Consider the following 20,256-nt stretch of genomic DNA (forward strand, 5'->3'; position numbering starts at 1 on the left):
TTATTATTAAACTTTATTAACGCAAGCATTAAGATAAGATTTTAAAAATCTGTCTTAATACTGATAAAAACAAGGAAATAATAGCTTAAGGTAGCTTTTGCTATAATTTTTATACTGTAAATTTTTTTAATATAATTTACTGTAAATCTTCATTTAATTAAGGACAATTCTTGTCAAAACCTTAATCTTTTTAGTCGAATTTAAGATTAAATTTTTATCTTAAAATCTGCATCATTAATACTTGCAAGTGTATATATTTTAATGCTTAAGGTTTAAGTTACGTAAATATGGTGCTACACTTTTATAACTTAAATACATTAACTAAAATTTTTGTTAAATGAATATAATTTTGATAAAAATTTTTAATGGTAATGTTTAACTTAGCGTTAACTACTAGAAATTACTAACAAATTGCTTTATGAAAAAGTAATCCATTAACAAAATAGCTAAAAGCCTTATTTAAATTTAACTACTAAAATAAGGCTTTTAAAAATTCTAATAAGCAATTTTAAATTTTATATTAACGTAAAAAATTTATTATAAAAATAAAATTACTTTAATTCTACTTTTGCTCCAGCAGCTTCTAATTTGCTTTTAATTTCTTCTGCTTCTGCTTTTTTCACATTGCTTTTAATTGGTTTTGGAGCTTCATCAACTAATTTTTTAGCTTCAATTAAACCAAGACCAGTAATTTCTTTTACAACTTTAATTACTTCCACTTTTTTATCACCACTAGAAGCTAAAACTACTTCAAAATCAGTTTTTTCAGCAGCTGCTTCAGCAGCAGGAGCGGCAGCTGCTGCTACAGCTACAGGTGCTGCTGCAGATACACCCCATTTTTCTTCTAACATTTTTACAAGCTCAGCTGCTTGCATTAATGTTAAAGATGATAATTGTTCTTCAATTTTAGCTAAATCTGCCATAATTTTTTCCTTTTTACTTATTATATATTATTATCTGAATTAATTTTTACTAGCATTTGCTTGTACCACCCTGGCTAAGCTTGAAGACGGTGCTTGTAAAACACCTGCAATCTTAGTAGCCGGAGCTTGTAATAACCCAACAATTTTACTTCTAAGCTCATTTAATGAAGGTAACTTAGAAAGTTCTTTTATTGAATGTTCATTTAATACTTGTTTATCGACTATACCGCCAACAATCTTAAGATTTTCATTGCTTTTAGCAAAATTAACTACTAACTTTGCCATTTCAACCGGCTCTTTAGAATAAACAATAGCGGTAGGACCTGAAAATAAGCTTACGATATCATCAAGACCTGCTTTATTTGCTGCTATTTTTGCTAAAGTATTTTTAACAACTTTAAAACCTGCATCTTTAGACTTAAGAGACTCTCTAAGTGAATTGACTTCACTAACAGTTAATCCGTGATAATGAGCAACGATTACAGATGATGAATCTTTATAAATACTTACTATTTCTTCTACAGCTTCCGGTTTTTCTGATCTTAACACTTTATTAATTCTCCTTGTTACAACACTTAAGATGTTTCTATACTTTTCTTAATAACTTATTATTTATTAAGATTACTATTCTTTCATACTTTATTAGTCTACTTACAAAAATCTAGATCAATATTTGAAGTTTTACTTTAAGATATATTTATAAAATTTGGTACAAATGAGTTTAATATATACTAAGCTTTACATAAATTAATAGGTTAGGTAGCTAAAGAATATAGATTCAAATGTAATAAATTTAGTTTATGCTATGCTAGCTAAATCTATTTGTACTGATGCACCCATAGTAGAAGATAAATATATTGCTTTTAAATAACTTCCTTTCACTCCAGTAGGTTTTGCTTTAATTACTGCATCAATAAACGCTTTCAAATTTTTTAATAAATCTTGATCTGAAAAAGATAATTTTCCAAGACCTGCGTGAATTATACCTGCTTTTTCCGCTCTATATTCTACTTGACCACTTTTAGCATTCTTAACAGCACCCTTAATATCTAGTGTCACTGTTCCAAGTTTAGGATTAGGCATTAAACCTTTTGGTCCTAAAATTCTTGCAACTGAACCTATAACTGCCATCATATCAGGGGTAGCTATACATACATCAAAATTGATCTTACCAGCTTTAATTTCATCAATAATATTGCTTGAACCTACTAAATCCGCACCCGCAGCTTTAGCTTCTTCTTCTCTTTCTTCTTTACAAATAACGGCAACTCTTACAGTTTTACCTGTACCTGCTGGCAAATTCACTACACCACGTACCATTTGATCAGAGTGTCTTGGATCAATTCCAAGCTTCATAACTATTTCTAAAGTTGGATCAAACTTAACATAAGAAGCGGATTTTAATTTCTCAACCGCAGTTGTTAAATTACATAAACTATCCGATCTTACTTTAACGCGTGCTTCTCTTATTTTCTTACCGCCGCTAGATTTTATAGCAACATCTTTGTTATTTGACATAATAATTAATTCCCTACAACTTCAATTCCCATAGATGCTGCACTACCACAAATAATCTTTGTTGCTGCATTAATATCTTTTGTATTTAGATCAGGCATTTTTAACTTTGCGATCTCACGACAATCTTCCATGGTGATCTTGGCTACAACAGTTTCTTTTTTAGTAGCACTAGAACCTTTTTTAACTTTAGCAAATTTCTTTATATAATACGACGCTGGAGGTGTTTTAACTCTAAAAGTAAAACTTTTATCTGCGTATACAGTAATGACAGTTGGAAGAGGAGTTCCTTTTTCTGTACCTTGTGTAGCAGCATTAAAAGCTTTACAAAATTCCATAATATTAACTTTTCTTTGCCCCAATGCTGGTCCTATAGGAGGAGCAGGGGTAGCTTCGCCAGCATGTACAATCAAATTAATATAACTTTCTATTTTTTGTGCCATTTACGAATATCCTTCTTTTCTCTCTTAATTATAGCCTTAACTTTTTTATCTTTAAAGATAATCAAATAATAATTCTATTTATTTACAATCTATTTACATTAGTCGGTTTTCTTTACTTGGGTAAAGCTTAACTCTATCGGAGTTGCTTTGCCAAATATTGATACTGAAACTTTTAATCTAGCTTTTTCTTGGTCTACTTCTTCTACAGTACCTGTAAAGGTTTCAAAAGGTCCTTCCGTAACAGTTACTATTTCGCCGACTTCATATAATTTCGCATCTTTTGCTTCTTTAGCTTCGGTTTCTAATCTAATATTCTGTATTTCACTTTCCGTAAGAGCCTTTGGAGTAGTTTTACTACCTAAAAAGCCTGTTACTCCTGGTATATTTTTTACTAAATGCCAAGATTTATCTGTCATATTCATTTTTATTAGAATATAACTAGGCATTAATTTTTTTTCTACCTTGACGTTTTTACCACGCTTAACTTCGGAAACACCAAAAACCGGTACTAATATATCATCAAAAAAATCTGACATTTTCTGCTTGCTAATTCTCTCAAGCATCATTCGTTTTATACGATTTTCTGCTCCTGATGCAGTATGTATAACATACCACTTTTTTGTATCTTTTTCAGAATTTGACAATATATCATCTATATTTTGTTCTGCCACAATTTATTCCTTGATAACTTATTTACCGATGTTAAGTAAAATTTGTATTATATTATGTATACCATAATCGAGCACTAAACAAATTAGGCTAAAAACAAAAACTGCTACTATGACTACTAAAGTCGAAGCAGTTAACTCTTTTTTAGTGGGCCAAACTACTTTATAAGCTTCTTGTTTAACTTGTTCAAAAAACTTATATATTTTATACTCTTTAAACATATTTATTAAGTTATTTTTAGTAAAAAGCCCTATTACCTGTAATGGCAGGAGCGACAGGTATCGAACCCGCAACCTCCGGTTTTGGAGACCGGCGCTCTACCAATTGAGCTACACTCCTATCATATTTTAAATAAAAAATCAACAAAATTTATTGAAAACCTTTTTATTTAAATATAATATTTTTAATCTTACTTTACTTTTAAGCTAATAATAAATATTATTTTTTAGCTTTAATAGTATCCGCAACTTGAGTTGGCACTTGGTCATAATGATCAAATACCATGCTATACTGAGCTCTACCTTGCGATAAAGATCTAAGCGTATTAACATAACCGAACATTTCAGCTAAAGCAACATGTGCCTTAATCACTTGAGCATTACCTCTTGGCTCCATACCTTGAACTTGTCCTCTACGACTATTTAGATCACCAATAACATCACCCATATACTCATCTGGTGTAATCACTTCAACTTTCATAATAGGTTCAAGTAATTTAGGATTACCTTTAGGCATTCCCTCTCTAAATGCTGCTTTTGCGGCAATTTCAAATGCAAGTACGCTAGAATCCACATCATGGAAAGCTCCATCAATTAATGTAGCTTTAAAATCAATCATAGGATAACCTGCAATTACGCCTGTTTCTCTAATGTTATTTAATCCTTTCTCTACACCAGGAATATATTCTTTAGGTACAGCACCACCAACAATTTTACTTTCAAAAATAAAGCTCTTATTTTTATCTTCTTCTTTTAAATCTTTTACGTCTTTTAAAGGTTCAAAAATAATTTTTACACGTGCAAATTGTCCTGCACCACCTGATTGCTTTTTATGGGTATAATCAATTTCACAAGATTTAGTAATTGTTTCACGATATGCAACTTGAGGAGCTCCTATATTCGCTTCAACTTTAAACTCTCTTCTCATACGATCGATGATAATTTCCAAGTGAAGCTCACCCATTCCCTTGATAACAGTTTGTCCTGTTTCTTGATCAGTTGAAGTTCTAAATGAAGGATCCTCGGCTGCTAAACGAGAAAGAGCTAGACCCATTTTTTCTTGATCGACCTTTGATTTAGGCTCTACTGCAAGTTCAATAACTGGCTCAGGGAATTCCATTCTTTCAAGTATTACTTTTTTATCTTCATCCGATAATGTATCACCAGTAGTAGTATCTTTAAGCCCTGCTAATGCTACTATATCACCGGCTGATGCTTCTTTTACATCCTCACGGTTATTAGCATGCATTAATAACATTCTACCTATTTTCTCTCTTTTATTCTTTACAGTATTAATAACGCTAGTTCCTGACGTAATCTTACCTGAGTACACTCTAATAAAAGTTAATGAACCAACAAAAGGATCATTCATAATTTTAAATGCTAAGGCAGAAAATGGCTCAGACACAGAAATAGGAAAATCTTTTTCCTCACCTGTGCTAACTTCAACGCCTTTTACTGTAGCAATATCAATAGGTGATGGTAAATAATCTACTACAGCATCAAGTAAGGGCTGTACGCCTTTATTTTTGAATGCACTACCACATAAAACTGGATAAAAAGCTGCTAAAATAGTACCTTTTCTTATTAATTTCTTAATTTCTTCTTCTGTTACTTCCTCACCAGACAAATATTTTTCCATGATTTTATCGTCTAGCTCAACAACCATATCAAGTAAATTAGCACGATATTCTTCTGCCTTTGCTTTCATATCATCAGGAATTTCTTGATAAAAATACTCAGCACCTAAAGACTCATCTTTCCAAACTATTGCTTGCATTTTAACAAGGTCAACAACTCCTTTGAAATTTTCTTCAATGCCTATTGGAAGCTGAATAACTAAAGGCTTTGCTCCTAAACGATCCTTGATCATCTCAACGCATCTATAAAAATCTGCTCCCATTCTGTCCATTTTATTGACAAAACACATTCTAGGAACATTATATTTATCAGCTTGTCTCCATACCGTTTCAGATTGTGGTTCCACACCTGCAACGCCGTCAAATACTGCAACAGCACCATCAAGAACACGTAAAGAACGCTCTACTTCAATAGTAAAGTCAACGTGTCCAGGAGTATCAATAATATTAATTTGTTTATCTTGCCATCTACAAGTAGTAGCAGCCGAGGTAATTGTTATACCACGCTCCTGCTCCTGCTCCATCCAGTCCATGGTAGCACCACCCTCATGAACTTCACCTATTTTATGAGATTTACCTGTATAATATAGAATACGTTCTGTAGTAGTAGTTTTACCTGCATCAATATGAGCACATATACCGATATTACGGATGTTTTCAAGCTTTTTACTCATATTTAGTTACCCTGCTTTGTTTTTTTAGGGCTAAAGTGTGAGAAAGCTTTATTAGCTTCAGCCATTTTATGAGTGTCTTCTTTCTTCTTAATAGCAACACCTCTATTATTTGAAGCTTCAAATAATTCTTCAGCGAGTTTATCAATCATCATTTTTTCAGAACGTTTTGTTGCTGCTGTAATAATCCAACGAGATGCAAGAGCATAGCCTCTTCTTTCATCAACCGGAGTTGGAACTTGATAATTAGCTCCTCCTACTCTTACAGAAGCTACTTCCAAATATGGCTTTACATTATTCATAGCATTATTGAAAGTCTGATACGGATCAGCTTTATGTTTCTTTTCAATTTTATCGAAAGCAGAATAAACTATTTTTTCTGCGAGAGCTTTTTTTCCCTCTTTCATAATATTATTGATAAACCTAGAAAGTAAAACACTGTTATACTTCATATCAGGTAAAATTACTCGCTTTTCTGCGGCATGACGACGTGACATTTGACTTTTTCTCTCTAACTTAATAATTATTTTTTTGTAGCTACAACTTGTTTGCGAGGAGCACCATAACGTGAACGACCTTGTTTACGTCCTTTAACTCCAGCAATATCATAAGCACCGAGTACCACGTGATATTTTACCCCTGGAAGATCAGGAACCTGACCGCCTCTTACTAACACTCTATCATGCTCTTTCACACTATGCTTCTCACCAGGAATATAAACATTCACAGTTCTTTTATTACTTAAACGCACAGTTGCTACTTTACGAAGAGCTGAGTTAGGCTTTTTAGGAGTAACAGTTTTTACTACTAAACAAACTCCACTTTTAAAAGGATTAGCCTCTAACGCAGGAGATTTAGTTTTACGAACTTTTGATTTTCTTCCAAAACGTACTAATTGATTATATGTTGGCATTAAAAAAACACTCCAAAAAAACTTATATATACGATGATTAAAGGGCAAAAACTACTTTTGCCCTTTGAATTTTAAATGATTTTACAAATGCAAATAATATATTTGCCCTGTTAAATTAAATTACACTAAATTTAAATTATAATTACTTTTTCCATAAAAGCAAGTATGTTTTAACTAACAATTAGTTTTTTCTCTATTATTCTTGCTATAAAACTTATTAGCATCACTAAAATATAGTAACAACAAGCGGCAACAATCATTGGGAAAAAATAATTATATGTCTCAAGCGATACAATTTGTGCCCTTTTCATTAGATCCATTTCTCCAAACATTGAAATAATGGCTGACTCTTTAATTAAATTGATAAGCTCATTGGTTAACGATGGAAAAATATTTTTAATTGCTTGTGGCAAAATTATATCTTTCATAATCAAAAATTTGGGGATAGCAAGAGCTTCAGCTGCTTCAAACTGCCCTTTATCAACTGCATTAATTCCTGCTCTTATTACTTCCGAAACATAAGCACCTGAATTAAGAGAAAAAGAAATAGCACCTGCCATAAATACAGTAAATTTAATACCTATTAAATAAGGCGATGCAAAATATATAATACTTAACTGAATTAATAAAGGTGTGCCTCTAAAAATGGAAGTATAAAAATCTGCGAAAAGTCTTAATGCACGATTTTTATTTACCTTACAAAGTGCTAGCAATACTCCTATAACTAGACCAAATATAACAGCAATAACGCTATATTTTAAAGTGATCAAAGTTCCTTCTACAATAAAAAGAATTTTTGGAGAAAATTTTATTAAATATTCAAACATATTTTATATACTTAATGATAAACAAAAAACCCGTAGACGAAGTTTTATTTGAAAAAGAGCAAGGCATTTCGAAGCTTTTAACCGTAGCGTACATATTAGTACGTGAGGATTAAAAGCGAAAAATAACGTAGCTAATTTTTTAAATAAAACGAGTATATATTAATATACTCTTTTCGCCGGTGGAACTGCCTTTACTTCATCACTCAAAGTAGTTAAAGTAATAGGTTTGTAATCAAGCACCACCTTGCCGGCTTCATCAACCCCGCTAAGAGTGTGCTGCATCCATTCTTTATCATTACGATCAGGATAATCTTCTCTTGCGTGTGCTCCTCTGCTTTCTTTTCTTGCAGCTGCTGAATATACAGTTACTAAAGCTTGATCGAGTAAATTATCCAGCTCTAAGGCTTCAACCAAATCACTATTCCAAATTAAAGATCTATCATTAATTTTTATGTCCTTATAGCTACTTCTTATCTCGCTAATCATTTTTGTCCCTTCATTTAAAACTTCTTGAGTTCTAAATACCGAAGCATGGCTTTGCATAGTTCTTTGCATTTTAAGCCTTAAATCTGCAACCGAAATATTACCACTACTATGACGAATTATATCAAATCTACTAACAATTTTTTCAAGTGATTCTTCTGATACAGGCTTATGCGGGCTTGCTGGCTTAATAAGCTCAGCTGCTTTTAGTGCTGCACTTCTGCCGAATACCACCAAATCAAGCAAAGAATTTGAACCTAAACGATTAGCACCATGCACCGATACACAAGCAGCTTCTCCGATTGACATAAGACCTTTTACTATACTATTATGATTTTTACCATCTTTAATTATTACCTGACCATGATAATTAGTAGGGATCCCGCCCATGTTATAATGCACTGTAGGAAGCACTGGTATCGGCTCTTTGGTTACATCAACACCAGCAAAAATTTTAGCTGTTTCAGAAATACCAGGCAAACGACTATGTAAAATTTCAGGTGATAAATGATTTAAATGTAAGAATACATGATCTTTATGCTCTCCAACTCCTCGCCCCTCACGGATTTCAATAGTCATTGCTCTTGAAACTACATCCCTTGAGGCTAAATCCTTTGCAGCCGGCGCATAACGCTCCATGAAACGCTCACCATTAGCGTTAACAAGATAACCACCTTCACCTCTTGCTCCCTCTGTTATAAGACAACCAGCTGAATATATTCCGGTTGGATGGAACTGGACAAACTCCATATCTTGCAACGGCAAGCCTGCTCTAATCGCCATACCACCCCCATCACCTGTACAAGTGTGAGCCGAAGTTGCCGAAAAATAAGCACGCCCATATCCGCCCGTTGCAAGCACTACGTTATGAGCTCTGAAACAATGCAGGCTACCATCATCTAAATTCCATGCAACCACCCCTCTACATTCACCATCTTCCATCAATAAATCAATAGCAAAATATTCGATAAAAAACTGTACTTTATGCTTTAATGACTGTTGATATAAAGTATGAAGTATAGCGTGCCCAGTACGATCAGCTGCCGCACATGTACGTTGTGCTGCCTTGCCTTTGCCGTACTCGGTAGTCATGCCGCCAAAAGGACGCTGATAAATTTTTCCCTCTTCGGTTCTTGAAAAGGGTACTCCATAATGCTCAAGCTCTAAAATCGCATCCGGAGCATTCTTGCACATATATTCAATAGCATCCTGATCTCCTAACCAATCAGAACCTTTAACCGTATCATACATATGCCAACGCCAATCATCCGCCCCCATATTACCAAGAGCCGCACTAATACCGCCTTGTGCTGCAACAGTATGGCTACGAGTTGGGAATAGCTTAGATATACAAGCCGTATTAAGACCCTCTTTAGCCATACCGAACGCAGCACGTAAACCTGCACCACCAGCACCTACGACTATTACGTCAAATTTATGATGAATTATATTATACGAATTGGTCATTGAATTAATTTTTTATTTTTAAATATTTACTCTCTATGTCATTCCTGCGAAAGCAGGAATCCATTTTAAAGCAAGATAAATCAAGCTTTTAACTTTAGAGAGTTGCTGTATACCTTTCTATTACTGGATTCCTGCTTTCGCAGGAATGACATAGGACTCATATTTATCCCTTATAAAACAAAGCTACTATAAAAGCTACTATAGTTAAAATACTAAATAGCTTCACTGCTATAATTAATGTATTACGCAGTTTATTACAGCCTATATAATCCTCAATTACTACCTGCATACCGAGCATTGCATGATATAAAGAAGTAATTACTGCAATTAATAAAGGCACCAAATTAATAGGTCTTTTTAGTTCCCAGATAATAATGTTTACATCACTATTTTTATTGGCTAGCGTAAAATATATTAGCCACACAGAACACAAAGCTAATATAATAGCCGTAATTCTTTGTAGCAACCAATGATGCGAACCGCTTTTAGCAGAACCAGTATTTTTTGCTTTTACAATCTCTGCTCTAAAATCATATGTCATTAATTTTCTCTAAACACATTTTTTTTGTTATTAAGTATGCCATCCCGCGTGCTTGTAGCGGGATCCAAAAAACGCCCTCGGTGTCATCCCGTGGACAAGCCACGGGATGACACCGATTCTATAAAATTAAGCCTAACCCTAATTTTTAAAGAACGTTCAGGTAAGGTAGTTTTCATAATAGGTTTTCATATCCATAGCAATATCGTAAATAAGATGGAACAAATAACCACACTCCAGCCTGATAAATTAACTGCTTTTATAGAAAAGCCATAACCGATATCCCAAAATAAATGCCGAATGCCATTACATAAATGATAAAACCAAGCAAAACTAGTTAGAATCAAACATATTTTTATAATGCAACAACAATTAGCTAGCTGTATATAATTACTATCAAATTTACTAAAAATAAACCACCATGCCAAAATTGAAACTGTAAAAAATAAAGCTACGCCTGTCATACGATGCAAAATCGACAAGGTAGAACTTATTTGCGGCTTATATATAGTTAAATGCGGCGAAGTCGGACGCTTATTATAAATTTCTTGTTTGGTTTTAGTCATAAAATAATACATTAATGATACTCCTCGCAGCAGAGCTACGAGGTATCTATCCAAAAAGTTTTAACTGTTTTTGTTGAAATGCTTTATAAGAAGGTTTGCCTGAACCTTGATTTTTTACATAATTACGTAATTTCCGCTCATCACCATGTTTACATACTGTGCTCATAAAATATCCTTTACTCCAAAACTCACTTCCCCATAATTTTTCTTTAAGATTTGGATATTTCTTAAACATTTCCTTAGATGTAATACTTTTTATGATTTGAGTTATTTTTGTTGGGCTATACATTGGTATTGACTGTAGTAAAAAATGTACATGTTCTTTATCTACTCCTATTTCCAAAAATCTAATTTCATAACGAGCCTCTATGTCCTCACAAATTTTACATAAATAATCGTCTAGTTCCTCATTGAATATTACTCTTCTATACTTTGCCGGTGTTACTAAATGATATATTAGTACTGTGACATTATCACTTTTATGTATATAACTGCTTTCTTCCATGCATCTAGTATATCACGAAGAAGACCTTCGGGGAATTAAACCCTAAGAGATTAATTTGTGTAGCACTGCATAACTCTATGTCACTTGATCATCATGAGCTACGCGAATGAAATGAGCGTGACAATCTCAGGAGTATTAGTATTATTTGATGAGATTGCTTCGTCGCTTTGCTCCTCGCAATGATGGAAAAATTGATCCATGCAGCTACGGTATGACATTACTTTCTCTCGAGCCAGTACCCCTCAGCAGGCACTAAATCATCTGCTACTGCTCTTCTGTCATCAAAAACAAAGCACTCACCTTGCCATAAATTATTCTTATTTTGCGTATCTTCTAGATATTGCAATATACCGCCTTTTAAGTGATATACTTCTTCATGTCCCATACTTTTCAGTAAGCTAGTAGATTTCTCACAACGTATGCCGCCAGTACAGAACATTGCAATTTTCTTACCTTTAAGTAATTCGGCATTTTGTTCAGCCCAAGCCGGAAATTGTTTAAATGTTTCAGTATACGGATTAATTGACGATTTAAATGTACCAACTTCTACTTCATAGTCGTTACGTGTATCTACTACTATAACATCTTTTTGTGTAATAAATTTATCCCAATCTTTTGTCTCTATATACTCGCCTTTAAATAGATTAACATTTAAATTGTCAACATTCATAGCAACTATTTCTTTTTTAAGTCTGACTTTTAATTTTTGAAAAGGATGTATTGCACTGTAATTTATTTTAACATTCACCTCTTTCGCATTAGTTAGCTTTTTTAATTCCTCAAGTACAAGATTTACACTTTCACATGAACCTGAAAAAGAACCATTAAAACCCTCTTTCGATAATAAGATAGTACCTTTAACATATTTTCTTTTACCGACAAATAATAGTTTCGGTATTAAGCTTTCCGGCTCTTCTATATTTACAAAACTATATGCACTTAAAATTGCAATTTTTTCACTCATAAATTATGGTATTGGTTGTTTTTATTGTCATTGCGAGGAGCAAAGCGACGTGGCAATCTCATAAAAATCTCCTAAGATTGCCACACTCCTTACAGTCGCTCGCAATGACGTATTTGGTATCCACGCAGATAACACCGCCACGACATGATACTTAATTAGTAACCGATAATGGCACGAACATACTACTATCACCTCTCTCAATCAAAAGCAAAATATTTTGCTTTTCTGATTTTTTAGCATTTTCGTATAATTCTTCTAGTTTATTTATATCGCTTATGCTTTCTTGATTAACATTACTTACTAAATCACCAACTCTAAAGCTACTATCTTCTTCTTCAACATTTGTAATAACTAATCCTACTTTATCAGCAGATATAGCAAATTTTTGCTTTAATTCCTCAGTCAAATTACTAAAAGTGATATTACTTTTTACAATAGACGTACCATTATCTTCTTTCTTAGTAACTTTTTCTATATTTTCTTCTATAGCTTCTTGTTTAACTTCTTCATTATCTGCTGTCATTTTTATTGGTAGTTCTATTGCTTCTCCATCTCGTAATACTTTTACTTTCACTTCTTGATCAACAGGAATATCAGCTACAATTACACGTAATCTTTTAGTATTTTTAACTGTTTGCCCTGCAAACTCTAATATTATATCACCTGTTTTGATACCTGCTTTATCACCTGGATCATCTTTTTGTATTTTAGCAACTAACACACCATTAGTGTCTTTTAACCCTAATCCTTCTGATATTTCTTCGGTCAAATCTTGTATTGTTACACCAAGACGCCCTCTATTTATTTTACCATCTTTTTTAAGACGCTCAATTATAGGCTTTGCAGTATTTGAAGGGATAGCAAAACCAATACCTATATTAGTACCAAGTGGCGAGAAAATTGCAGTATTTACACCAATTACTTTTTGATCCAAATTAAACATTGGTCCACCAGAATTGCCGTTATTAATTGCCGCATCTGTTTGGATAAAATTATCAACTATATTATTAGTGTCAATATCAATATCCCGTCCTTTTGAAGAAATAATACCAGCAGTAACAGTACCACCAAGATTACCGAAAGGATTACCGATTGCAATAACCCAGTCCCCTACTCTTGCGTCATTTGAGTCACCAAATTCAACAAAAGGCAGCGGTTCTTCAACATCTATTTTTAAAAGAGCTAAATCAGTTTTAGTATCACTACCTATTAATTTAGCTGGTAATTCAGTGTTATCAGCTAATTTTACATTAATTTTACTAACATTAGCAATCACGTGATAATTTGTAACTATCAAACCATTAGGCTCAATAATAAACCCAGAACCGAGCGGCATTGCTTTTGGAGTAGGGTCAACTTCTTCGAGATTGAGAGGTATGTTAAGACGTTCTAGAAAATAATTAATGAAATCCAAAGGTTTTTTTTCTTGTAAAGGATCTTTTTCCACAGCTTCTGACTTACTATTAACATATTCTATAGTAGAAATATTAACAACAGCAGGGATTAAAGGCTCAACTATATCAGCAAAACTATAACGTGATGCATTATTTACTTTTAGAGGTATGGAATTTATTTCAGTAAATTCACTTTCCTCTTCCGAATCTATTGCTTTTGAAGATTTATTATTTTCTTTCGCTAAAACATTGTTATTAAATATTAAAATTATTATAACAAAAAATATTTTCAGATTCATATACTACTTAGCTAAATTAAGATATTTTAAAACTTCAGCATCGGGCGAAATGATAAAATTAGTATCTTCTTTCTTTAAAGAATTTTTATATACTAAAAGCGACTTATAAAATTTGTAAAATTCCGGATCGGCAGAATAAGCAGAATTATATATTTTAGCCGCTTTCTCATCACCATCACCTTTGATAATTTGAGCATCTTTGTAAGCTTTAGCAAGTGTTATCTTGCTTTCTTTATCTGCTTTTGAGCGAATACGAACACTTTCTTCCTGACCTTCTGCCCTAATTTGTGTTGCTTCTTTTTCACGAGCAGTTTGCATACGACGATAAATAGCCGCACTATTTTCTTTTGGTAAGTCAGCTCTTAAAATTCTAACATCAACCACATCAATACCAAAGCTTTTAGCTTCACCGTCTACTTGATTTAAAATATTAAGCATTACATTACTACGCTCTTGGGATAATAAGCTACTTAGTGAAATCTTACCTATTACTTTTCGCATTGAGGATTCAAGGTTACGAGTCAGCCTAATTTTGACTCCTTGATAATCATGAACAGTTTTATAAAACATTACAGGATTATTAATTTGGAACTTAGCATAAGCATCAACGATAACTCTTTTACCATCAGCAGCTGTTAACTCTTTTGCTTCAACTTCAACATCTAAAAGACGCTTATCAAAAAATTCAACATTTTGAATTAACGGAATTTTAATATGTAGCCCAGGTTTTTCTATGGTTCTTACTGCTTCACCAAATTGGAATACTACAGCAGATTGACGTTGATCAACTGAAAATAGTGAGCTAGAAATTAATATCAGCCCAAAAAGAACCGTAAAAATTATATAGTAAATCTTTTGCATTTAATTTAACATTTTTTGTTGTTTGATTAGCTTCGTCATTGCGAGGAGATGCATAGCAGAGGGCGGAGGCAATCTTCTCAAGTATCCTGAGATTGCTTCGTCAATTACTTTGTAATTTCCTCGCAATGACGAGACGACGCAACCAATTTTTGAAATTCATCTACTTAATAACCATATGCGGAAGTAACGCATTATTAATAATAGTCTTACTTGACCCGCTTAATACTTCTTCAGCTACTTCTAAATATAGCCTGTCTCTAGTTACTTGCTTGTTTACAGCATATTGCTTGTAAATTGCATTAAATCTCTGGCTATCTCCCTCAGCCTTTGATATTATTTCCTCTCTATAGGCTTCTGCTTCTTCTGTAATTCTAGCTGCTGCACCTCTGGCTTCGGGCAATACTTTATTAGTATAGGCTTGAGCTTGATTTATTTCCTTTTCTTTATCTGCTTTTGAAGTTTGCACATCTCTATAAGCATCTATAACCTCAGCAGGTGGCTCAGCTTTTAATAATTGCACCTTTTCAATCATTACTCCAACGTTATAACTATCTAGAATTTTTTGTGCTAATGTTTCTATTTTATGAGTAATTTCTTGTTTCTGATCAGATAATACCCAAGAAATAGGCGTGTTCCCTATCACTTCTCTAACGGCACTTTCTACTGTTGACTTAACTGTTTCTTCAGGCTTTTGTACATTAAACATAAAATCCTCAAGGTTATTAATATGCCATATTACGTCACAATTTAAAGCAACAATATTCTCATCACCAGTTAACATAATACTTTCACCGGCAATATTTTTGGTATCACCACCACTACGCACAGAATTATTTGTACGATATCCGATCTCAATTCGTCTTGATTGTTTAACTTTCTCGACTATTTCTTTTTCGAATGGGGCAGGCAAACGATAATTAAGACCAGCGTAACCTTTACGAACAAAACGTCCAAACCTTGTTACAGCCGCTTCTTCACCTTCTTTTACTTCATAAATACCTGAAGCAAGCCACAAAACAAAAGATGCTAGAGCAACTAAAATTATTGTTTTTGTACTGAAATTAAATTGAAACTGAAATTTATCAAAATTAAATTGATTTTTTCTTGGTCTTGTGAATATGTTATCATCTTTATCGTTATCAAAATCTTTCCACGGAGATTTTTTGAAAATTGGGATATATTTTTTATTAAGCATTTGCTTTTTATATTAATTTTGAAATTTGAAGATTTAATGATTATATATATTATAGTATTTAACGTCAAGTTGCGAACTTATAGCAGACTTAAAAAGGAATTTTAATTATGGCTGATTTACACCAAAACCAAATCATCAATAAACTGCATAATATTGCTTTTAAAGACGGTACTTTTTTAAAAAAAGTTATATCAAATATTATAATTAAACACAATAATATTGGTTTTTCAATAGATATATCAGGTATCGACAAATTAGAAGCCGAAGAAATAAAGAATGAAGCCATTAAGAAGCTTAACGAAATAGTTGACATAGGTAAAATAACTATCGTTTTTACTGAGAGTAAAACAGTAGAGAAAAAACCTCAAAAACCAAAACATTTGGTGGAGAATGTTAAAAAAATTATTTTAGTTGCTTCAGGTAAAGGAGGGGTTGGTAAATCTACAATATCGGCTCTCATTGCTCAGCAATTAAGTCTTGAGAATTACCGAGTTGGCATAGTTGATGCTGATATTTACGGACCTTCAATTCCGCATATATTTGGTATTAACGAGGTTCCGCAAACAATTGATGGACGAATAATACCGGTAAGAGCAAAAAATATTGATGTAATATCTATAGGCTTCTTTGTTAAAGATCATTCAGCAATTATTTGGCGTGGTCCTATGGCTAGTAAAACTATTTATCAATTATTATCAGTGACGAAATGGGATAACCTTGACTATTTAATTATTGATATGCCACCAGGAACAGGCGATATTCATTTAAGTATGCTTGAGAATTATCATTTAGACGGCGTGGTAATCGTCACTACTCCGCAAAAAATGTCAGAGATAGATGTCGTACGCTCTATAGATTTATATCAAAAATTAAATTTACCGATACTCGGAATAATCGAGAATATGAGCAATTTCTTTGAAGGGAATAGCGGCAGTCATTTATCACAAAAATATAATATACCTTTAATAGCCCAAATTCCTGTTATGCCAAAAATAGCTAATGCTTGCGATAAATCACTCCTGCTTACCGACTTATTAACACTACCTTTAAAGGAATATTTATGATCTGGGTGCTTACAGATAGTAGAACAGGCAATAACCATCAAACAATTGCACTTGCTGAAAAACTAGCTAGAGAATATACAATCATTGGACTTGAATATAATTGCTTAGCTAAGCTGCCAAACTTTTTACTTAAATATTATCCTGTACATATAAAGAAAGAGATATTACGGAATATTTTAGATAAGCCTCTAGCTGATATAATTATTACTGCTGGAAGAAGAACAGCAGCTTTGGCATTTTATTTAAAAAACAAGTTAAAAAAAGAAATTAAACTGATTCAAATAATGCAACCTAATTTATCTTATGAGGTGTTTGAGGCAGTCATTTTACCTTATCATGATCAACGTCATTGCGAAGCCATGAAGTGGCTGTGGCAATCTCAGAACTTTTTCGCTAGATTGTTTCGTCAATGCTACGCATTTCCTCGCAATGACAAGATCATCCCAATAAACGGAGCTATTAATAACGTAACTGCTAAATTTGCTATAGCAGAGGCAGAACTACAAAAACATTACCCTAAGCTTAAAGAATTTATTGCCGTAATAATCGGTGGAAATAATAAGAAATTTAATTTTACTGAAAAAGAAGCTATTCATTTTTCTTCATTATTAAAAATAATATATGATAATCAAAAAATTCCTTTTTTCATTAGTTTTAGCAGACGCACACCTGATCCGGTAAAATCAATTATCAAAGATAATATGCCAACTTCAACAATTATATATGATCCAACTGTTGATATTAGACATATTTCCAAATTCGCTTACAGAGAGAAATTTGTAGGAAACACGGAACACAGTACCACAGCGTACACTTTAGTACGTGAGGATACGAGTACCGGATTGACACACAAATTACCTCTAGAAGTAGAGTTTGGGAGTATGTCTAATGGATATAATCCTTACATAGCTATGTTAGCTAAAGCAAAATATATAATCTCTACAGCCGATTCTATATCAATGTGCAGCGAGGCAGCTTCAAGCGGCAAACCTCTTTATATATTCTGCCCATCAAATTTTAACTCCTCAAAACACAAAATTTTTGTAAAAAAACTGGTTGAACTGAAAATAGCAAGAATGTTTGATAAGTCTGTAACGAAATTAGAAGAGTATAGCTATCCACCTTTAGATGAAGCAGGAAGAGTAGCTGAGATTATTAAACCTTTAATATAAAAGCTGGTAATTAAATGAATAAAGATATACAATCCTACATATTTATCAAAAAGCTAAAATCTTTACCATTTATCGAAGAAATATGGCTTTTTGGTTCTCGTGCTAGAGGCGATAACAACAAGCGTTCCGATATTGATCTTGCTATCATTTGCCCTAATATTACAGATCAAGAATGGTTAAAAGTTGTAGATATTATAAATGATGCTGATACGCTTTTAAAGATAGATTGTGTCAGGTTCGATAACACGAAAATAAGCCGTGAGCTTTATGAAAATATAATAAGAAATAAAAAGATTTTATATGTTAAAAGTAAACAATGATACTCCTCGCAGCAGAGCTACGAGGTATCTATCCAAAAAGGTTTAACTGTTTTTGTTGAAATGCTTTATAAGAAGGTTTGCCTGAACCTTGATTTTTTACATAATTACGTAATTTCCGCTCATCACCATGTTTACCTACTGTGCTCATAAAATATCCTTTACTCCAAAACTCACTTCCCCATAATTTTTCTTTAAGATTTGGATATTTCTTAAACATTTCCTTAGATGTAATACTTTTTATGATTTGAGTTATTTTTGTTGGGCTATACATTAGTATTGACTGTAGTAAAAAATGTACATGTTCTTTATCTACTCCTATTTCCAAAAATCTAATTTCATAACGAGCTTCTATGTCCTCACAAATTTTACATAAATAATCGTCTAGTTCCTCTTTGAATATTACTCTTCTATACTTTGCCGGTGTTACTAAATGATATATTAGTACTGTGACATTATCACTTTTATGTATATAACTGCTTTCTTCCATGCATCTAGTATATCACGAAGCAGACCTTCGGGGAATTAAACCCTAAGAGATTAAGCTTGAAAAATTTCGTAAGGCTCTCATTAAACTTGAAGCTATTTATCTAAAGGAAGTAACAGAGGATGAAGCTTATGTAGACGCAACAATTCAAAGATTTGAATTTACTTTTGAATTTGCTTGGAAATTTTTAAAAGAGTATTTTGCTCAAATGGGTATAGTTCTCAATTATCCCAAAGAAGTCATTAAAGAAGCTTACGCAGTGGGCATTATAAATGATGAAGCTTTATGGGTTCATATGCTACTTGACCGCAATATGACCTCACACACTTATAATGAAAAACTTGCCGATGAAATCTATAATCGAATAAGAACTTATGTTCCTGAGCTCAAAAAGCTTCTAGACATCATTGATAGAATTCATGAAAATCATTAAAAATTATTCAAAGATTTTATGATACCTTGTAGGGTTTGGATTTCGGGGGTAGAGAGGTTATTTATACGCATAAATATATTGGTGATGTTTTGCTGCATAATAGGCTTTCTTTCCGGAATTTTAAAGAATCCGGTTTTGTCTAATTTACCGAATAAATTTGTCAAGAAATGATCTATTTCCTCTTTAGTAGCGAGTTTTTGGACATTATAAATATCTTCTCTTGACTCGGAATTACGAAACAATTCATAGCATACAATAATAACTGCCTGAGCAATATTTAGTGAACTAAATTCCGTGGTATTAATAGTGATAATCTTATTGGCAAGTGCAATTTCTTCATTGCTAAGCCCGTTATTTTCTCGCCCAAACATTATCCCGATTTTTGCAAGACTCGGATAATCGGAAGTTAGATTTTGTGAGAATACATAATCTTTATTCATCGCCCGTTTGATACAAGTAGTCGCATACAGATATTCAAGGTCTTTAATACACTCCTCAAGGCTATCATAAATTTTTGCATTATCTATTATATTGACCGCTCCAACTGCGTTACTACGTGCTTGCTCGTTAGGCCAGCCATCTCTCGGGGCTATGATTCTAAGCTCATTTAAGCCAAAATTCTTCATGGCTCTTGCGGTAGCACCTATATTCTCACCCATTTGCGGTGCAACTAATATTATTATAGGCTTCAT

23 protein-coding genes, 1 tRNA gene and 1 pseudogene are annotated in these 20,256 nt (G+C 32.9%); 4 read left to right on the top strand and 21 right to left on the bottom strand.

The window, feature by feature from the left end; genetic code table 11:
• Positions 1 to 551 precede the first annotated feature (551 nt).
• From rplL to hflK, 19 genes are all read right to left on the bottom strand, one after another.
• Positions 552 to 923 carry a 50S ribosomal protein L7/L12 gene (rplL, locus tag ACOAL3_RS01110; RefSeq protein ID WP_011477813.1) on the bottom strand — a complete coding sequence of 124 codons (372 nt, stop codon included), beginning with the start codon at positions 921 to 923 and terminating at the stop codon, positions 552 to 554.
• 39 nt (positions 924 to 962) lie between these two features.
• Complete coding sequence (gene rplJ / locus ACOAL3_RS01115; protein WP_419235169.1) at positions 963 to 1,472, bottom strand: 50S ribosomal protein L10; 510 nt, start codon at positions 1,470 to 1,472, stop codon at positions 963 to 965.
• Between the two features lie 249 nt (positions 1,473 to 1,721).
• Positions 1,722 to 2,441 carry a 50S ribosomal protein L1 gene (gene rplA, locus ACOAL3_RS01120; RefSeq protein ID WP_395476662.1) on the bottom strand — a complete coding sequence of 240 codons (720 nt, stop codon included), beginning with the start codon at positions 2,439 to 2,441 and terminating at the stop codon, positions 1,722 to 1,724.
• A gap of 5 nt (positions 2,442 to 2,446) precedes the next feature.
• Positions 2,447 to 2,881, bottom strand: a complete 435-nt coding sequence (gene rplK / locus ACOAL3_RS01125) for a 50S ribosomal protein L11 (RefSeq protein WP_419235170.1) — start codon at positions 2,879 to 2,881, stop codon at positions 2,447 to 2,449.
• A 98-nt stretch (positions 2,882 to 2,979) separates the two neighbouring features.
• Positions 2,980 to 3,552 (bottom strand): transcription termination/antitermination protein NusG, encoded by a 573-nt coding sequence (nusG, locus tag ACOAL3_RS01130; RefSeq protein WP_395476664.1) that lies wholly within the window; start codon positions 3,550 to 3,552, stop codon positions 2,980 to 2,982.
• 18 nt (positions 3,553 to 3,570) lie between these two features.
• Positions 3,571 to 3,771: a preprotein translocase subunit SecE gene (gene secE / locus ACOAL3_RS01135; RefSeq protein ID WP_011477818.1), complete on the bottom strand. Its 201-nt coding sequence runs from the start codon at positions 3,769 to 3,771 to the stop codon at positions 3,571 to 3,573.
• Positions 3,772 to 3,813: 42 nt separating this feature from the next.
• A tRNA-Trp gene (locus tag ACOAL3_RS01140) sits at positions 3,814 to 3,889 on the bottom strand.
• A gap of 99 nt (positions 3,890 to 3,988) precedes the next feature.
• On the bottom strand, positions 3,989 to 6,082 hold the full coding sequence (gene fusA, locus ACOAL3_RS01145; RefSeq protein WP_419235171.1) for an elongation factor G: 2,094 nt from the start codon (positions 6,080 to 6,082) through the stop codon (positions 3,989 to 3,991).
• A 2-nt stretch (positions 6,083 to 6,084) separates the two neighbouring features.
• A complete protein-coding gene (gene rpsG / locus ACOAL3_RS01150; RefSeq protein ID WP_395476666.1) occupies positions 6,085 to 6,576 on the bottom strand; it encodes a 30S ribosomal protein S7 in 492 nt (163 codons plus the stop codon).
• Positions 6,577 to 6,602: 26 nt separating this feature from the next.
• A complete protein-coding gene (gene rpsL, locus ACOAL3_RS01155; protein ID WP_341788384.1) occupies positions 6,603 to 6,992 on the bottom strand; it encodes a 30S ribosomal protein S12 in 390 nt (129 codons plus the stop codon).
• A 170-nt stretch (positions 6,993 to 7,162) separates the two neighbouring features.
• A complete protein-coding gene (locus ACOAL3_RS01160) occupies positions 7,163 to 7,819 on the bottom strand; it encodes an amino acid ABC transporter permease (RefSeq protein WP_011477822.1) in 657 nt (218 codons plus the stop codon).
• Positions 7,820 to 7,978: 159 nt separating this feature from the next.
• Positions 7,979 to 9,769: a succinate dehydrogenase flavoprotein subunit gene (gene sdhA, locus ACOAL3_RS01165; protein WP_419235172.1), complete on the bottom strand. Its 1,791-nt coding sequence runs from the start codon at positions 9,767 to 9,769 to the stop codon at positions 7,979 to 7,981.
• 163 nt (positions 9,770 to 9,932) lie between these two features.
• Positions 9,933 to 10,310 (bottom strand): succinate dehydrogenase, hydrophobic membrane anchor protein, encoded by a 378-nt coding sequence (sdhD, locus tag ACOAL3_RS01170; RefSeq protein ID WP_419235173.1) that lies wholly within the window; start codon positions 10,308 to 10,310, stop codon positions 9,933 to 9,935.
• 185 nt (positions 10,311 to 10,495) lie between these two features.
• A complete protein-coding gene (sdhC, locus tag ACOAL3_RS01175) occupies positions 10,496 to 10,873 on the bottom strand; it encodes a succinate dehydrogenase, cytochrome b556 subunit (RefSeq protein WP_395476669.1) in 378 nt (125 codons plus the stop codon).
• A gap of 46 nt (positions 10,874 to 10,919) precedes the next feature.
• A complete protein-coding gene (gene tnpA, locus ACOAL3_RS01180) occupies positions 10,920 to 11,378 on the bottom strand; it encodes an IS200/IS605 family transposase (RefSeq protein ID WP_419234544.1) in 459 nt (152 codons plus the stop codon).
• 217 nt (positions 11,379 to 11,595) lie between these two features.
• The gene (gene trhO, locus ACOAL3_RS01185; RefSeq protein ID WP_419235174.1) at positions 11,596 to 12,342 is read right to left on the bottom strand and encodes an oxygen-dependent tRNA uridine(34) hydroxylase TrhO; all 747 of its coding nucleotides are present in this window, start codon (positions 12,340 to 12,342) and stop codon (positions 11,596 to 11,598) included.
• Between the two features lie 151 nt (positions 12,343 to 12,493).
• Positions 12,494 to 14,035: a Do family serine endopeptidase gene (locus ACOAL3_RS01190; protein ID WP_419235175.1), complete on the bottom strand. Its 1,542-nt coding sequence runs from the start codon at positions 14,033 to 14,035 to the stop codon at positions 12,494 to 12,496.
• 3 nt (positions 14,036 to 14,038) lie between these two features.
• Positions 14,039 to 14,896, bottom strand: a complete 858-nt coding sequence (gene hflC, locus ACOAL3_RS01195; RefSeq protein WP_395476672.1) for a protease modulator HflC — start codon at positions 14,894 to 14,896, stop codon at positions 14,039 to 14,041.
• 160 nt (positions 14,897 to 15,056) lie between these two features.
• Positions 15,057 to 16,091 carry an FtsH protease activity modulator HflK gene (gene hflK, locus ACOAL3_RS01200; RefSeq protein WP_419235176.1) on the bottom strand — a complete coding sequence of 345 codons (1,035 nt, stop codon included), beginning with the start codon at positions 16,089 to 16,091 and terminating at the stop codon, positions 15,057 to 15,059.
• 107 nt (positions 16,092 to 16,198) lie between these two features.
• Between hflK and ACOAL3_RS01205 the strand changes: the two genes are divergently transcribed.
• The 3 genes and pseudogenes from ACOAL3_RS01205 to ACOAL3_RS01215 all read left to right on the top strand — a co-directional run bounded on the left by ACOAL3_RS01205 (position 16,199) and on the right by ACOAL3_RS01215 (position 18,647).
• Positions 16,199 to 17,155, top strand: a complete 957-nt coding sequence (locus ACOAL3_RS01205; protein WP_419235177.1) for an Mrp/NBP35 family ATP-binding protein — start codon at positions 16,199 to 16,201, stop codon at positions 17,153 to 17,155.
• Positions 17,152 to 18,337: pseudogene (locus ACOAL3_RS01210) on the top strand (ELM1/GtrOC1 family putative glycosyltransferase). The gene ACOAL3_RS01205 and the pseudogene ACOAL3_RS01210 overlap by 4 nt, the downstream one beginning before the upstream one ends.
• Before the next feature lie 4 nt (positions 18,338 to 18,341).
• Positions 18,342 to 18,647 carry a nucleotidyltransferase domain-containing protein gene (locus tag ACOAL3_RS01215; RefSeq protein ID WP_419235178.1) on the top strand — a complete coding sequence of 102 codons (306 nt, stop codon included), beginning with the start codon at positions 18,342 to 18,344 and terminating at the stop codon, positions 18,645 to 18,647.
• 28 nt (positions 18,648 to 18,675) lie between these two features.
• Here the strand turns inward: ACOAL3_RS01215 and tnpA (ACOAL3_RS01220) are convergent, their stop codons facing one another.
• Positions 18,676 to 19,134, bottom strand: coding sequence for an IS200/IS605 family transposase (tnpA, locus tag ACOAL3_RS01220; RefSeq protein ID WP_419234857.1), 459 nt, complete (start codon positions 19,132 to 19,134; stop codon positions 18,676 to 18,678).
• 94 nt (positions 19,135 to 19,228) lie between these two features.
• Between tnpA (ACOAL3_RS01220) and ACOAL3_RS01225 the strand changes: the two genes are divergently transcribed.
• On the top strand, positions 19,229 to 19,564 hold the full coding sequence (locus ACOAL3_RS01225) for an HI0074 family nucleotidyltransferase substrate-binding subunit (RefSeq protein ID WP_419235669.1): 336 nt from the start codon (positions 19,229 to 19,231) through the stop codon (positions 19,562 to 19,564).
• Here ACOAL3_RS01225 and ACOAL3_RS01230 read toward each other — a convergent pair.
• The gene (locus tag ACOAL3_RS01230; RefSeq protein WP_395476678.1) at positions 19,561 to 20,256 is read right to left on the bottom strand and encodes an RNA methyltransferase; all 696 of its coding nucleotides are present in this window, start codon (positions 20,254 to 20,256) and stop codon (positions 19,561 to 19,563) included. The two genes, ACOAL3_RS01225 and ACOAL3_RS01230, sit on opposite strands and share 4 nt — an antisense overlap.

It is taken from the genome of Rickettsia endosymbiont of Nabis limbatus (genome assembly GCF_965196655.1).
Lineage (GTDB): Bacteria > Pseudomonadota > Alphaproteobacteria > Rickettsiales > Rickettsiaceae > Rickettsia.